General features: G+C 47.2%; 17 protein-coding genes. All 17 read right to left on the bottom strand.

Going from position 1 to position 15,355, the window contains the following annotated elements:
• Window positions 1–124 precede the first annotated feature (124 nt).
• The gene (locus tag Q0482_RS04795; RefSeq protein WP_299144071.1) at window positions 125–1,024 is read right to left on the bottom strand and encodes a S1-like domain-containing RNA-binding protein; all 900 of its coding nucleotides are present in this window, start codon (window positions 1,022–1,024) and stop codon (window positions 125–127) included.
• Window positions 999–1,355, bottom strand: coding sequence for a ribosome silencing factor (gene rsfS / locus Q0482_RS04800; RefSeq protein ID WP_299144073.1), 357 nt, complete (start codon window positions 1,353–1,355; stop codon window positions 999–1,001). Before rsfS ends, Q0482_RS04795 begins: the two co-directional genes overlap by 26 nt.
• Before the next feature lie 27 nt (window positions 1,356–1,382).
• Window positions 1,383–2,261, bottom strand: coding sequence for an LCP family protein (locus tag Q0482_RS04805; protein ID WP_299144075.1), 879 nt, complete (start codon window positions 2,259–2,261; stop codon window positions 1,383–1,385).
• Entirely contained in the window at window positions 2,248–2,835 is a 588-nt protein-coding gene (yqeK, locus tag Q0482_RS04810; protein ID WP_299144077.1) for a bis(5'-nucleosyl)-tetraphosphatase (symmetrical) YqeK, read from the bottom strand. Before yqeK ends, Q0482_RS04805 begins: the two co-directional genes overlap by 14 nt.
• Entirely contained in the window at window positions 2,825–3,445 is a 621-nt protein-coding gene (gene nadD / locus Q0482_RS04815; RefSeq protein WP_299144079.1) for a nicotinate-nucleotide adenylyltransferase, read from the bottom strand. Before nadD ends, yqeK begins: the two co-directional genes overlap by 11 nt.
• Window positions 3,430–3,585 (bottom strand): hypothetical protein, encoded by a 156-nt coding sequence (locus Q0482_RS04820; RefSeq protein ID WP_299144082.1) that lies wholly within the window; start codon window positions 3,583–3,585, stop codon window positions 3,430–3,432. Before Q0482_RS04820 ends, nadD begins: the two co-directional genes overlap by 16 nt.
• Window positions 3,586–3,587: 2 nt before the next feature.
• The gene (proB, locus tag Q0482_RS04825) at window positions 3,588–4,688 is read right to left on the bottom strand and encodes a glutamate 5-kinase (RefSeq protein ID WP_299144085.1); all 1,101 of its coding nucleotides are present in this window, start codon (window positions 4,686–4,688) and stop codon (window positions 3,588–3,590) included.
• 28 nt (window positions 4,689–4,716) lie between these two features.
• Window positions 4,717–5,007: a ribosome assembly RNA-binding protein YhbY gene (yhbY, locus tag Q0482_RS04830; protein ID WP_291054641.1), complete on the bottom strand. Its 291-nt coding sequence runs from the start codon at window positions 5,005–5,007 to the stop codon at window positions 4,717–4,719.
• An 11-nt stretch (window positions 5,008–5,018) separates the two neighbouring features.
• Window positions 5,019–6,317 carry a GTPase ObgE gene (gene obgE, locus Q0482_RS04835; protein ID WP_299144088.1) on the bottom strand — a complete coding sequence of 433 codons (1,299 nt, stop codon included), beginning with the start codon at window positions 6,315–6,317 and terminating at the stop codon, window positions 5,019–5,021.
• 188 nt (window positions 6,318–6,505) lie between these two features.
• Window positions 6,506–7,669 carry a S41 family peptidase gene (locus Q0482_RS04840; protein WP_299144091.1) on the bottom strand — a complete coding sequence of 388 codons (1,164 nt, stop codon included), beginning with the start codon at window positions 7,667–7,669 and terminating at the stop codon, window positions 6,506–6,508.
• 20 nt (window positions 7,670–7,689) lie between these two features.
• The gene (locus Q0482_RS04845) at window positions 7,690–8,883 is read right to left on the bottom strand and encodes a M23 family metallopeptidase (protein ID WP_299144094.1); all 1,194 of its coding nucleotides are present in this window, start codon (window positions 8,881–8,883) and stop codon (window positions 7,690–7,692) included.
• 6 nt (window positions 8,884–8,889) lie between these two features.
• Complete coding sequence (gene ftsX / locus Q0482_RS04850) at window positions 8,890–9,774, bottom strand: permease-like cell division protein FtsX (RefSeq protein ID WP_299144174.1); 885 nt, start codon at window positions 9,772–9,774, stop codon at window positions 8,890–8,892.
• Entirely contained in the window at window positions 9,767–10,453 is a 687-nt protein-coding gene (gene ftsE / locus Q0482_RS04855) for a cell division ATP-binding protein FtsE (RefSeq protein WP_299144096.1), read from the bottom strand. Before ftsE ends, ftsX begins: the two co-directional genes overlap by 8 nt.
• 7 nt (window positions 10,454–10,460) lie before the next feature.
• Window positions 10,461–11,393 (bottom strand): transketolase family protein, encoded by a 933-nt coding sequence (locus Q0482_RS04860; RefSeq protein ID WP_299144098.1) that lies wholly within the window; start codon window positions 11,391–11,393, stop codon window positions 10,461–10,463.
• Window positions 11,393–12,226 carry a transketolase gene (locus Q0482_RS04865; RefSeq protein WP_299144100.1) on the bottom strand — a complete coding sequence of 278 codons (834 nt, stop codon included), beginning with the start codon at window positions 12,224–12,226 and terminating at the stop codon, window positions 11,393–11,395. Before Q0482_RS04865 ends, Q0482_RS04860 begins: the two co-directional genes overlap by 1 nt.
• A complete protein-coding gene (gene csaB, locus Q0482_RS04870; protein ID WP_299144102.1) occupies window positions 12,223–13,323 on the bottom strand; it encodes a polysaccharide pyruvyl transferase CsaB in 1,101 nt (366 codons plus the stop codon). The genes Q0482_RS04865 and csaB overlap by 4 nt, the downstream gene beginning before the upstream one ends.
• A complete protein-coding gene (locus Q0482_RS04875) occupies window positions 13,310–15,352 on the bottom strand; it encodes a DUF5693 family protein (protein WP_299144104.1) in 2,043 nt (680 codons plus the stop codon). Before Q0482_RS04875 ends, csaB begins: the two co-directional genes overlap by 14 nt.
• Window positions 15,353–15,355: the final 3 nt, after the last annotated feature.

Genomic DNA, 15,355 nt, shown 5'->3' on the forward strand with positions numbered 1-15,355 from the left:
CCAGCTTAGGTCGTTGTGCAGCTTTAAGTAAAGCTACTTTTGTCGTTTACTATAAAAAAGCAGGAATCATTCGGTTCCTGCTTTTTTAATTTCACAACATATGATTCTGTCACATCAGGATTTCTTAGAGAAGAGTAATTTTTCCTTCTTTCATGGAAATCTTTTTCAACTTGAGAAGATGGCCCACTGCCCTTTTGAAGGCGGATTTGCTGATGCCAAGGGATGCTTTGATAAGAGCAGGATCAGACTGGTCTGTGAAGGGAAGGGTTCCCTGGTGGCGGGTCATATACTCAATGAGCATCTGCATGTCCCCTTCCATGGACTTCTCTTTCTGTGGGCGGAGAGAAATGTTCAAATGCCCGTCTTTTCTTATATAGGCCACCCGTCCTTCCACTTCATCACCCATATGAATCGGTCTGTTCACTTCATCCCTGTGGAGAAATGCAATCCAGCGCTGGCGGGTAATAAGGAAAATCCCTTCTCTTGTTTTGTTGTAAACGGTACCGGATACCATATCCCCCACTTTGATTCCTGCAGCCGGGAGGGCAATTTTACGGATATCTTCCTCCACTTTCATAGTTACTGCCAGCCGCCCGGTCTTATCAACATACATTTTGACCCATATAGTCTGCCCTTCTTCCACTCTTTCTTCCATTTGGGAGAAGGGCAGAAAGATGCCTCTTTCTGTGCCCACATCGATAAACGCACCGAAACGGGTAGTCAGCATGACGGGAGCATAGCCAATGCCGCCAACCGGTATCTGTGGCAACCGCATGCTGGCAGTCAGACGATGGTGCGGGTCGTGATAAAGAAATACCTGGACTCTTTCTCCTTCTTTGACCGGTCTTGTCTGCTGACCCCGGTGAAGAAGGATATCATCAGATGTGTTCCCTGTACCGGCGTCAAGAAAAGCGCCCAGTTCGGTCACTCTGTTTACGGAAAGCTCTGCCAGAGAATTTTCCCGAAGGTGCATGGGACCCAGACCGGATTCATCTTCTTTATTCATCTTCATCCCCAGTTTCATGATATTCCTCTACCGCTGCTTCTTTCCACAGGGTGTCAAAGTCATAGCGCCGTCTTTCTTCATCGGTAAAAATGTGAACGATAATATCTCCGAAATCAAGGAGAATCCAGTCACCTTCCTGGTATCCTTCCCGGCGAAGGGGGTGCAGACCAATTGCTGCAGCCTTTTCTTCCACCTCATCGGCTGCTGCCTGGGCCTGCTTTTTATTTCTGGTAGTGGCCAAAATAAAATCATCGGCAATACTGGTTAACCCGCGAACATTTAAGACGCGGATGAGTACACTCTTTTTAGACGATAATGCTTTACAGATAATTTCTATATTTTTTTCCATAAATTAACTCCTTTGTAATATTGGTAATCACTGATTATCAGATCCAATGGTTTGGGCAAGGGTTTTCTGCACTTCCACCGGATTGATAACCCAGGTATCTACTTTATTAATCTTCTGCGTTTCTCCGGGAAGAATGGAGAAATGGAAATTTTCTTCCGGATAGGAAGTCAATGTATAAGCCAGGGAAGCGGCCTCTCCATTGGTAATATTTGTTTCCTCCGCGGTCCAGTGATGGTGGAAAAAGAACCAGTTGTAAAAAGCCATATGATCCTTCATTGTATGAATCATGGTCTTCATAAGCCGTTCCTGACGCTGGATGCGGTCAATTTCCCCATTTTTTGAATCCAGATACCGTACATAACCAAGAGCATTTTCTCCATCCAGATTCTGATATCCCTGACGAATGCGAATATCCGTCTCCCCTTCCCTGTCCTGATGGTCCATACTCTTTTCCACATAAAGATCTGCGCCGCCTATCTGATTCAGATACTCTTTGAAATTGGAATAATCAAACACCGCATACTTGTCGATTCGAAGATGAAGAAGATTTTCCACGGCGCTCTTTGTTTCCTCTGAACCCCCTTCGGTAAAGGTCGTACGGATTAACTGATTTTTCTTTTCCTGACGGGCCAATTTTGTATTGGGAGGGATGGAAATCAATGTCACTTCTTTATCCTGCCTGTTCCAGGCAGCCAGCAGGATGGCATCGGCTTCGCTTCCTGATTCTCTGTCGGTACCGAGGAGAAGGTAATAAGAAATGGGAGTATTTCCGTTATCCACCTTTCCAAGGGCATAAGAAACGCCTTTGCAGATGCCAATAATCAGAATGACCGCAGCTGCCAGAGACAGAATAAGAAAGAGGATTAATTTCCTTACTTTTAATTTACCACGTTTATTTGTTTTCATTCGTTTTCTCTTTCAGCTTCAGAATTAAATCATTCCGTCCTGTAAATGTTAGATCATAGATATAGGCTTTCTGGTCCAGCAAATGGGAAATAGTGGAATCATAGGCAGCAAGCAGTGCTTCATCCAAATCAATTTCCGCCAGTTTCCGCAGCTTATCTACGCCGGGAAAGTCCCGGGACGGCTCAATATAATCGGCCAGAAAAATGATTTTTTCAAGAAGGGTCATATCAGGATGACCGGTGGTATGGAAATAGACAGCGCTTTGAATATCCCTGTCAGAAATACCATATTTAGTCTCTGTCAGGACACTCCCAGCCGGTCCGTGAAGAAGAGCACGGCTGGATAAAAGATACTTGTCAGCTTTGATACCGGCTTCCTGTACAATATGCTGCATTTCTGTAAGAGAAAGCTCCTTCGCACAGTCATGAACCCATCCGGCTGCATAAGCCTTGTGTGCATCAGCACCATATTTTTCTGCCAGATGTCTGGCTGTCTCTGCCACTCCCCGGCTGTGGCGAAAGCGTTTTGGTGAAAGAACAATTTGCAAATCGTTTTGTATATCTTTAAGCTCCATAATTTGACCCTTCATAGAGATGATGTGACTCAATAAAAGAAATAACACTGTCCGGTATAAAATAACGGACAGATTTATGATGTTCCAAAAGATTTCTCAGTATGGTAGAGGAAATATCCAATTCCGGCGTAAGGAGGAAATGGATTTTCTCTTCTCCCAGTTTCCCGAAGTAGTCAACAGACTGACGAAGCTTTTCTTCATTCCCCGGCCGGCTGGCACAGATGAAATGACAGCAGGAAAGCAGCTCCCGGTTGTATTTCCATGTAGGAAGATCAGCCAGGGCATCGGTACCGCAGATAAAATAAAATTCATAGGACGGTCCAAGCTCGTCTTTCAGGATGTGCACGGTGTCCACCGTATAGGATGGGCCGCTGCGGTCACGTTCTACCGGAGACAGTTCAAAGCGGGGATTGTTCTTTATCGCTTCCTTTACCATGTTGTATCGGTCAAATTTATCAATATGATGCATATCCTTATTAGGCGTGTCACCCGAAGGGATAAAAATGACTTTTTCCAGTCCAAACTCCTGCCAGGCAGCTTCCGCAATCACCAGATGACCAATATGAATGGGGTTGAAAGAACCGCCAAACAGGCCTATCCGTTTAACCATACATATAACACCGCTTCCGAAATCATGATGCATACCAGCAGGAACCCCAGGAGCTCAAGTATATGGGACAGCTCAAAACGTCCTTTGGGATGCTTCGTATAATAATAAACAAGCCATCCGGCTTTTTCAGAAAATTTCATAGTTATTTCATCACCAGAAGATTGTCCCTGTGAATCACCGTATCATAGGGCGGTTCCATTCCCAGTCCTTCCTTCAGCTGTTCTGTGTGAAGTCCCTTTATCAGTCCAATGTCTTCGCTGCTGTAATGGGTGATTCCCCGGGCAACTTCGTCGTTTTGACAGAAGACAGCCACCGTATCTCCTTCAGAAAAATGGCCTTCCGTGCCGATAATTCCGACAGGAAGCAGGCTGGAGCCTTTCGTTAGAAGAGCCTGGCGGCATCCTTCATCCACAAAAATCTTTCCTTTGACTGCAGTCCCGATGATAATATCCCTTTTCTTTAGCTGGGGATGTACATTTTCCCCTTTGAAAAAGGTTCCGATATTCTCACCGTCCATAATCCGCTCAAGCACTTCCGGTATGGTGCTTTTGGCAATGACCATATCTATACCGGAATGAACACAGATTTCCGCAGCCTGTATTTTCGTATACATGCCGCCAGTTCCCTGGGATGTACCGGCACCGCCGGCCATGCGGAAAATATCACGGGTGAAAACAGGCACTTCGTGGATAAGGCGGGCATTTTTATTCTTTCGGGGATCCGAATCATAAAGTCCATCAATATCCGACAGGATAATGAGCAGATCCGCTTCTGCTATACTGGCAACAATAGCAGAAAGGGTATCATTGTCCCCAATTTTGATTTCATCGGCGGTCACAGCATCATTTTCGTTAATGATAGGAACGGCACCGAGTTCCAAAAGGGATAGAAGGGTTCCATGCATATGAAGATAACGTTTGGAATTCACCGCATCCCCTTTGGTAAAGAGGAGCTGCCCCACTACATGACCGTATTCGCGGAATAAATGCTCATAGATATTCATTAATATACCCTGACCTACAGCAGCGGACGCCTGCTTATAGGGAAGATAGGCCGGTTTTTCCTTAAAGCCCAGTTCAGGGAAACCTATGCCGATGGCACCGGATGTGACAAGAATAACCTGCAGTCCCCTGTTTTTTAAATCAGAAATCTGCCTTGCCAGATGGTCAAGAAACCGAAGATTGATTTTGCCGTTGTCATAGGTCAGGGAACTGGTCCCCACCTTGACCACAATGCGCTTCATCCGGGGAATCGCCTTACGGAACAGGGTATCAGGGGAGCTCATAGTGGGACTTCTTTTCCTTCTGTTTGAAAAGGATGCAGTTCCGTCCGATAATCTGCACGATTTCACAATCCAGCTTCTCTGCAAGAATTCCTGCGGTATCACGGATATCTTCATCAGAATTCTGGTTAATCTTCACTTTAACAAGTTCACGGGCCAGAAGTACATCCTCCACGCTTTGAATCACAGCAGAGGTCATTCCTTCCTTTCCAATCTGTACATAGGCGGGAAGATTCACCGCTTCACTTTTTAAATACTGCTTCTGCTTACCTGTCAGCATACATATCTCCCTTACTTGTCTTCATCTTCCGAAACATCCCTGCTGTCGGCATAGGTAAATTCCACACCATAAAGATTTACGGTGTCACCTTCCTGTATCCCTTCCTTTTTGAGAAGCTTGTCAAGGCCCATAAAACGCCAGGCCCTCTCAAAACGGCGCATAGACACATAGTCTTCGAAATTGGTCATACCCACCAGTTTCTCCACCCGTTTTCCCTTTACATAGAAAACGTCATCCTTCTTTTCAATCAGGAATTCGTCCTTAGGCACTTCATAGACAATGGCCTTTTCCGGATTTTCAAAAGTTACATCCGGTACTTCCTGCAGAATCTTCCATGCTGCTTCCAGAAGAGGCTTCAGCCCTTCTCCTGTAAGAGTACAGATGGGGAAAAAGAGATAGCCTTCCCCTTCGATTTCCCTTCGAAGACTTTCCAGCTTGGAAGGATCATCAATCAGGTCGGTCTTATTGGCTGCAACAATCTGTTTCTTTTTAACAAGTTCCGGACTGTAAAGTTCCAGTTCATTATTAATAATGTGGAAATCATTGATAGGATCCCGGCCTTCACTGCCTGCTGCATCCAGCACGTGAATCAGAACTTTGGTCCGTTCTACATGGCGCAGGAATTCGTCTCCCAGGCCTGTGCCCTGGCTGGCACCTTCGATAAGTCCAGGGATATCGGCCATAACAAAGCTGCGTTCTGCATCCAGGCTGACCACACCAAGTATAGGAGTTAATGTGGTGAAATGGTAAGCCGCCACTTCCGGTCTGGCACCGGACACTTTGCGAAGGAGGCTGGACTTGCCTACAGAGGGAAAACCAAGAAGCCCCACATCGGCCAAAATCTTCAGTTCAAGACGAAGAATCTTTTCTTCCCCCGGTTCCCCTTTTTCCGCATAAGTAGGCGCGCGAACAGCGGATGTGGCAAAATGGGAATTACCTCTGCCCCCATGGCCGCCTTTCACCACCGTAACCTGCTGTCCGTCCTGGGTCATGTCTGCCAAAAGCTCTCCGGCGCGGTCATCATAAACCATGGTTCCCAGCGGCACATCCACATACACGTCTTCTCCGTTTTTACCAAACATTTCCTTGGCGCCGCCATTGGCACCGGCTTTGGCAGCAAATTTCCGGTGACGCCGGAAATTAATCAACGTATTCAGACTGCCATCAGCCCGGATAATCACGGAACCGCCTTTGCCGCCGTCTCCACCGCTGGGACCGCCCCGGGGCACATATTTCTCTCTGCGGAAGGAAACCATGCCATCTCCGCCGGCACCGGAAACAACAATGATTTTTGCTCTATCAATAAACATATATATACCTCACTCAAAAAATGACAAAATATTACATTGTTATTATAACATGCCAAGGCCTGAGAAAGGAAAAAAGTTTAGGAATAAAGGGATGTTGAGATAATAATGGCCATCTTAAATGAGCAGACATCCCACAGTCCAAAAACCGCAGTCCAAGGAGCTGCGGTTTTTATCATAACATAATGATTTTATTTTTCCTGTGCCGCTTCCATTCCCATGAGTACATCAATAGCTTTTTGAAGTACATTGTCGGAAGTCAGACTGAAAGGCCGGCCTGTCTGTTTCACGGGAATATCAGGAACAATCCCTTTTTTGTCAATAATCCGCCCGGCAGCAGTCCTGTATTCAGCAATAGATATTTTAAGTGCTTCATGGCTGCCGTCAGGATACACAGCCTGAACCGTACCCTTGCCAAAGCTGGTTTCTCCCATAATGGTACCTTCTTTTTTATCCTGCACGGCACCGGCTAAGATTTCAGAAGCGCTGGCGCTGTTCTTATCTATGAGGATAACCATGGGCATAGGTTCTTCGATTCCCTTAATGGTAAATTTCTCACTGCCATGATGCCTGGTATGATAACTTACTACGGTACCGCCGGTCAGAATCTGGTCTGCCACTGCCACTACAGAGTCAATCATGCCGCCGGGATTCATGCGGAGATCAATAATCAGTTTTTCACAGCCCTGGTCTTTCAAGCCTGTAAGCTGCTTTCTAAACTCATCAGGCGTGTGTCTGCTGAAACTAAAAATATGGATATAGCCAATATTTTCTTTGACCATCCTCCCTAAAACCGTAGGAAGGCTTACGTTGGAACGGGTAACCTGAATCGTAAGAGGTTCCCCGTTTCGGGAAAGGGCAAGAGTCACCTCTGTGCCATTTTCGCCGCGCACAGCCTGGGCGGCGCCGGTAAGCCCCAGCGCATCCACCCCTTTGCCGTCTACGGAAAGAATGAGATCTCCGCTCTGAATGCCTGCCTTTTCTGCAGCACTGTCCGGAAAAACATTGAAAATCCGGATATCTCCGTCAGCGTCAGCCCCCATGACCACACCGATTCCGCCGTATTCTCCATTGGTGGTTTCCATAAAGGAATTATAGGAATCTCCGGAAAGGAGGGTGGAATAGGGATCATCAAGACCGGAGAGCATTCCCCGGGAAGCGCCCTGCCATAAGGCATCTTCATCGATGGGCCGGAAGTAATTTTCTTTCACCATACGGTAAGTATAAAGAAAATGAAAAAAGCTGTCCGGATGACCTCCCGTCAGCCAGTATGCGCCGCCGTAAATGACTGCTCCCGTGCAGATAATTATGCCGCCAATAAAGGAAAAGCCCCATTTCCAATGGGACTTTTCCAAAAATTTCCACGTTTTATGCATCAGAGATACCCCATGGGATTCACAGGAGAACCATTCACATCCACTTCAAAGTGGCAGTGAGGACCTGTGGAATTGCCGGTAGAGCCGGCATAGGCAATAACAGAACCTTTGGATACGGACTGGCCTTCCGATACAGCCAAAGACTGGTTGTGTCCATACAATGTGGAGACACCGCCGCCATGATCAATAATGACAGCATTACCGTAACCGGAAATCCATCCGGAATATACCACCACGCCACTGTCAGCTGCATGAATAGGCGTACCATAGTCCACACCGATATCAATACCTGCATGGAAAATGGTGGTTCCGAAAATAGGATGAGTTCGATAACCGAAAGGTGATGTGATGGGGCCGCTGCAGGGCCAGCCCATGGCGCCGGTTCCCTGTACGTAGTTATCATCACTGCCACCACCGCCTCCATCATCGCTGGCAGCTGCCTGCTGAGCCGCCTGTCTGGCAGCTTCCGCCGCAGCCAGACGCTGCTGAATCAGGTTTCTCACAGAAGCCAGCTGGGCATTCAAATCCTGTTCCATCTGGGCTGCAGCTGCCTTATTGCTCTTGGCTGCATCAAGCACCTTCTGCTGTTCGGCTTTCTTAGATGCAATTTCTTTCTGCGTCTTTTCAGCTTCCGCCGCCAGAGCGTCCAGCTGACGTTTGTCTTCTTCCAGCTGAGCCTTCTTGGCTTCAATAGCTGCTTTCTGCTTCTGTATTTCAAGAATCAGATTGTAATCGGAGCGGATAATTCGCTTTAGAAGTTCCACCCGGTTAGCAAAATCGCTGAAGCTGTTGGCACCGAGAATGACTTCCAGATAGTTCAGCTGTCCATGCATATAGATAGCGCGGACTCGGCGGTTTAATACATTTTGCCTGGTTTTCAGGTAGGCTTCCATCTTAACGATTTCATTCTGGGTCGCTACGATCTGTGCATTGATTTCTGCCTGTTTATTTCGTATTCCCTGAAGGCGTGCATTTGCTGCATCCAGGTCGGCCTGGATCTGCTTCAACTTTGCGCTTACATCTTCAATAACCTGCTGCCAGTTTTCCTGTTCCAAACGGGATGAATCGATCTGCCCCTGCAGGTCCTGCACCTGGTCGTCCAGGTCGTCGGCATAGGAGGGCATGGAAAGAGCCTGTCCGCCCAGCAGAAGAGAAATGGTCAGCAGGGAGGCCATATATGTTGTTCTTTTCATAGGCCTTTACACCTTCATATATTTGCGAAGAGAAATGGTACTGCCAAGGATACCGATAATAACACCGGCTGCCAGCAGCATAACCGTAATATAACCAATAAAGGGCCAGAGAGAAATCATGGGAATAAATACAAGACCTGCTTTTGTCATTTCCATAAGCACCATTTTGTACCCTTCCCAAAGGATAAAGGAAGCAAGGCCGGATCCAAGGAAACCGATAATCATACCCTCGAAAATGAAGGGCCAGCGAATGAAACCGTTAGTTGCACCTACGTACTTCATAATCTGAATTTCACGGCGTCTGGCAAATACGGTAAGACGAATGGTATTGGAAATAATAAAGAGTTCGGCACCTGCCAGGAATACGATGAGGATAATGCCGCCGATTCGGATGACCTGGGCCACCTTGTAGAGCTGCTCAATAATATCCTGACCATACTGCACGGAATCCACTTCCTGATACTTTGTCACGATATTCACTGCATTTTTCAATGAAGCCGGCGTAGCAAAGGAGGTGGAATAGGAAGAAGGCAGCGGATTACCGTTGATGGCATCCAGAATTCCCTGCTGGTCTCCCAGCCGTTTTTTAAATTCAGCCATGGCCTGGTCTTTGTTGGTAAATTTGATTTCCTTCAAATCCGGCAGAGCTTTCAGCTTCTTCCCTACTGTCATAACCTGATCCGTCGTAAGGCCGTCTTTCAGATACACTGTCATTTCGACCTGGTTTTCCAGGTATGTGGCCATGTGATTGATATTCAGCACGGCACAGAGGAAAACGCCTAGAATGAACATGGACAGAGTAACCGTAAGAACGGAAGCCACTGCCATAAATTTATTTCTGAAGAGGGAATAAAAAGTCTCTTTCCAGAAGTAGCCAAGAGAACTAAACATGTAAATGATATCCCCCTTTTTCCTGGTCTGCAATAATGCGTCCGTCTTCAATGTTGATGACCCGCTTATGCATGGCATTGACCAGGTCCTTGTTATGGGTCACCATGATGATGGTGGTACCCATATGATTGATTTCATTAAAAAGCTTCATGATCTCTTCGGAAGTGACGGGATCAAGATTTCCTGTAGGTTCGTCGGCAATAAGGAGAATGGGCTGATTCACCAGAGCCCTGGCAATGGCCACTCGCTGCTGTTCCCCACCGGAAAGTTTGGATGGCAGCTCCTTTGCCTTATTTCTAAGGCCTACCAGATCCAGCACCCGGTTGACCCGTTCCTTGATTTCACGGCTTTTAGCTCCGGTTACTCGAAGGACAAAGGCAATATTGTCAAACACCGTTTTTTCAGAAAGGAGACGAAAATCCTGGAAAACAATTCCAAGAGTTCTCCTGTAGTAAGGGACTTTGCTCCTTTTCAGTTTCGTAATATTGATTCCATTTACAACTACTGTGCCCGACTCAGGAATCAGTTCATGAGTCAGCACTTTGACAAAGGTAGACTTTCCGGCACCGCTGGGGCCTACCACAAATACAAACTCCCCCTTGTCGATATGAATGCTCATATCTTTCAGCGCAGTATGTTTGGCATCATATTGTAATGATACATGATCAAATGTAATCATCCAATCCTCACTTTCTGCTGATCAGATGCAGAGCAGAGGAAACAAGGTGCTCTGCAGTGAGTCCATACACTTCAAGTAATTCATCGGCCTTGCCGGATTGACCAAAGGTATCTTCCGTACCTACCATGTCCATAAGACAAGGCTTCTTCAGGGCGAGAACTTCTGCCACGGCGCCGCCGAGGCCGCCTTTTACCGTATGCTCTTCTGCAGTGACAATGGCACCGGTTTCTTCTGCCGCCTTTACAATGGCTTCTTCATCTATGGGCTTAATGGAGCTCATGTTGATGACTCTGGCAGAAATTCCCTGTTTTTCAAGGGTTTCAGCAGCTTTCAGGGCTTTGGCAGTCATGATGCCGCAGGTAATGAAAGTTACATCGCTGCCCTCTTTCAGGGTAGTACTTTTACCGGGAACAAAGGGTTCGTCTTCCGGCATGATGTCATCACACTTAGCACGGCCCATACGGATATAAACCGGTCCCTTATAGGAAGCTGCCCATTTTACTGCTGCCTTTGTTTCAGCTGCATCTGCCGGTACAATAACCGTCATGTTGGGGAGAGCGCGCATGAGGGTAATGTCTTCCAGCATCTGGTGGGTAGCGCCGTCTTCGCCTACCGTAAGTCCGGCATGGGTAACTGCCACTTTCACATTCAGCTTCGGATAGCAGATGGAATTGCGAATCTGTTCATAGGCTCTGCCGGCGCCGAATACAGCAAAGGTGGAGGCAAAAGGAATTTTGCCGGCAGCTGCCAAACCGGCAGCAACCCCCATCATATTGGCTTCGGCAATACCGGTATCGAAGAAACGGTCCGGATAGGCTTTCGCAAAGACCTGGGTTTTGGTAGAAGCAGACAGATCTGCATCCAACACCACAATATCAGGATTTACAGCTCCCAGTTCCTTCAGAGCTTCGCCGTATGCATCACGAGTTGCCTTACCCATTATTCTGCCTCCACCTGTTTAATAAATCTTTCACATTCTTCTTCCGTCGGTGCCTTGCCATGCCAGCCTACCTGGTTTTCAATTTCAGGAACCCCTTTTCCCTTGACTGTCTTCATCACAATCATGGTAGGCTGCCCTTTCACAGTCTTTGCTTCTTCAATGGCATTATGCAGTTTTTCCATGTCATGGCCGTCCGTTTCGATTACATGCCAGCCAAAAGCCCTGAATTTGTCGCCAATGGGAAGAGAGGACATAACTTCTGTAATGGGACCGTCAATCTGAAGGCCGTTGTTATCCACAAAGGCAGTGAGATGGTCCAGCTTGTAATGGGCTGCATACATGGCTGCTTCCCATACCTGCCCTTCTTCCAGTTCACCGTCACCGAGGACTGCATAAACACGCCAGGAAGCATTGTCCATTTTGCTGGCAAGAGCCATGCCGCAGGCTGCACTGATACCCTGGCCCAGGGAACCGGTGGTCATATCCACGCCGGGAGTATGCTTCATGTCAGGATGCCCCTGCAGCATATGACCGGCCTGGCGGAGATGAGAAAGTTCTTCCATTGGGAAATATCCCTTTTCTGCCAGACATGCATACATGGCAGGAGCTGCATGCCCCTTGGAAAGGACAAGACGGTCACGGTCAGCCTTATGGGGAGAATTCGGGTCCACATTCATTTCTTTGAAATAAAGAAGGGTGAGAAGGTCCGCAATGGATAAGGAACCTCCCGTATGGCCGGAATTGGCCTTTGTAATCATTTTCAAAATGTCGATACGGATCTGTTTCGCCTTAGCCTTAAGAAAAACAGATTCTTCTGCAGAAAGGTGACTCATGGGTTTTCCTCCTTATGAGTAACAAGACTTTTTAAAATCTGGACATTGAGAGAAGCTCTCTCACAGAGAGCTTCCACCTTCTTCCAGTCTTCCGGTGCAAGTCCGGAAAAAAGGATTCTACAAGTATCATTATACAACTTCTCACCATCCATGTGCTGAACAGATGTGGACGGCTTCTGTCCGATAAGGGCCAGAAAATTATCTATCTTGGGATCGTAGGAAATGCCAAGGAAAGGCACATGCATGAGCGCCGAGAAAATCAGCGCATGAAGACGCATTCCCAAAAGAACATCCATATTACCAATAATAGACATGAGTTCTTCTATAGAATAATCCTCATTGAGGAAAAATACATGATCATCATTTACCCCAATGGATTCCGCCGCTTTTTCATCTTCCGGAAACTGCATGGGAATGCATACGATCACTGCATCTTCCTCAGCTGCCAGTCGGCAAACGGCATTCCTCAGCTGGTTCATCCATTCTTTGGAATGATGCCAGTACCTGATGGCAAGGCCGATTTTCTTTTTCCCCTCGGGAATTCCTTTCTCCCTTAAAATCCTTCTTCCTATGGAAAGATCAGCGGGAGCCAGGGACAACACTGCATCGGCAGTGGTATAGATTTTGCGGCGGACCCCCAGACGCTGAAGGAAGCCCTTTGATTCCTTATCCCTTACTGTTATGGCATCCACATGGTTAAGCACATGCTTCAGGATAATGCGGATTACCCGATACCGGACAGGACCGATACCCTGGGAATAAAGAAAAACCTGCTTACGAAATAAAACTCCCAGAGTGATGATAGAAAGGTAGTAAATCATACTTTTCCAGCTGGTCACATCCTGCAGGAGGCTGCCGCCGCCGCTTATAATGAGATCAGAAGAAAAGACAGCACGAAGAATTCCTCCGATGCTGAAACGGGGCACCGTATGAACGCCATAGGTTTCAGCCGTACTTTGAGGGCTCCCGGAAATAACGGTAATGTCAGGAGAATGAAAGGTCCGGTTTAAAGCCTGCAGAATAGCAGAAAGCATAGCTTCATCGCCGGCATTGTTAAATCCATAGTAGCCGGAAATGACGATTTTATAATTTGCCATATCTTTCTCCAAAAAACTTGGTCAGCCGTACGAGAATCATAACCCCAATCAATGCGGCAATCATGGAAAGGCTTCCTGCTGCAAGACCATCCAGCCCGCGGATAAAGCTCAGAATATAGGGACTTCTCATATGGGCGAAGGTTTCTACCATGGAGCCCTGTCCGATGGTCACTGCCACAATAAGGAAATAGTGAAGAATCTGCGGCCATTTCCGATACATAGCAGCCATGGCAAGAAGAACTGCCGGATGACCGAAGAGGAATTCCTTTTCCCGAGGACGGGCATACATGACATTTTCAAGGAAACGACGAAGTGCGATTTCAAATCCGGGAACCGGGGCTCCATTATTCCCGCTCCTGCCGATAAACACATAGCCCACCACTGCCAGAAGACCAAGGCCCACAAGAAGGCCGAGCCGTATCTGCACACTGCAGAATTTCTTTACAAAGCGGATAAAATCTTTATCAGAGGATACCACCCGACCGAAGAAAGGGAAATTCCTGATGTACACAATAGAAATGAGAACCAGCGGAAGGACGAAGGTGAGTTTGACCCCGCGGAAAATCTGTATTTCCAGAAGGAAACGGATATCCCCCAGAAGGCCGCTTACAAAGGCAGCGCCGGCCAGGGAAAGAAGGCCGCATACCCAGAGAATGACAAGGGATTCCAGGAGCAGTTTTCCCCAGCCCACGTTCTCGAAAGCCGTGTCCTTTTTCCTTAAGCAGTAAGCAAGGAAGAGACTGACCACCACCACCGGCGTACATACAGCCGCTCCCAGTGCCAGAAGCTGCAGCACCATCACCGAATGAAGCCCCAAGAAAAGGCCTTCTGTCACAGCAAGGCCAAGAATTTCAAGGGCCCATACATACTTTGTAAGAACAGGAAAAAGAAGAATGGCAGCCAGTACCACAAGGGAAAGAGCGCCGACAATAGCAATACCCCGAAGTGCATTAGGCGGGAAATAGGGTTCCATCACCGATGCCTTTCCTACAGTAAAGCCATGATTTTCCAGACGGGAAGATACCTCGGCAATGTAGGAGGCGTTGGTTTCGGAAAGGGACATGCCGTTCAGCGGGAACTTGAATGATGGGAAAAGGTTCATACGGATATTCCGTTCAATATCGGAAATATAGAAACGGGATGCTGCTTCCTTCGGTTCAAGCTTAATGAGCTCATCCTTGGACATGGCATAAAGGCGAACCACATTGTAATCCGAAAATACTGCCATTTCCAGGTTTCCCGCCTGTCTTTCAAAGCCCAGTTGATTCTGCGCTTCAATGAGGGCAATGGGAATATGGCGCTTATTCAGTTCATCGGAAAGATATTTTACATATTCCTTATAGCCAAGCACTTCCTTGCCCTGGAATATAATGGCGCTCACCCTGTCGGAAGCATCCAGCTTCTTCAGGAAAAGATCCACATAGGTCTTAGAAACATGAGCTTCATTTCCCGGACGAAGAACCACGTAGAAGCCGCGGGATGCCGCATCTTTTAAGGTTTCGGCATAAATGCCCAGTTCCATCTGCATGAACTTGTTGTAGACTGCATCAACTTCCAGCGTGTCCACACCGTTCACTTCAAAGGAACGAACATCATCCTTTTTCATAAGAAGGGACAGATACTCTTCTGTTTCTTTAAAATAGGCTTCCCCCTTCTTCGTCAGAACAGGCTGGATGTAAATTTTGGAATCAGAAATACCGGAAACGCCGGGATTCCTGAAGGCAAATTCACTGCCCCTGTAAACGCGAAGAAAATCATGATTCACCAGTTTTTCCGGTGTTTCGTCATACACAGCCAGCGATGTGACGCCGCTTTTTCTGTACAGCGAAAACAGCTCATCCGCTGATTTTTTTTCAACTGATGCGCTGTCAATAATGTTGTAATAATCATATACATTTTCAACAGATGTAGCAGCCGATTCTATATGGGTCCGCTGCAGGGAAATCATCCCTGCAGCGATCACTCCGATGAAAATCAGGACTGCCAGCACCTTGCAGGCGCTGCTTTGTATGCCCCTCATTCTATCCATCCT

The sequence above is a fragment of the uncultured Dialister sp. genome (genome assembly GCF_937959425.1).
In the GTDB taxonomy this organism is placed as follows: domain Bacteria; phylum Bacillota; class Negativicutes; order Veillonellales; family Dialisteraceae; genus Dialister.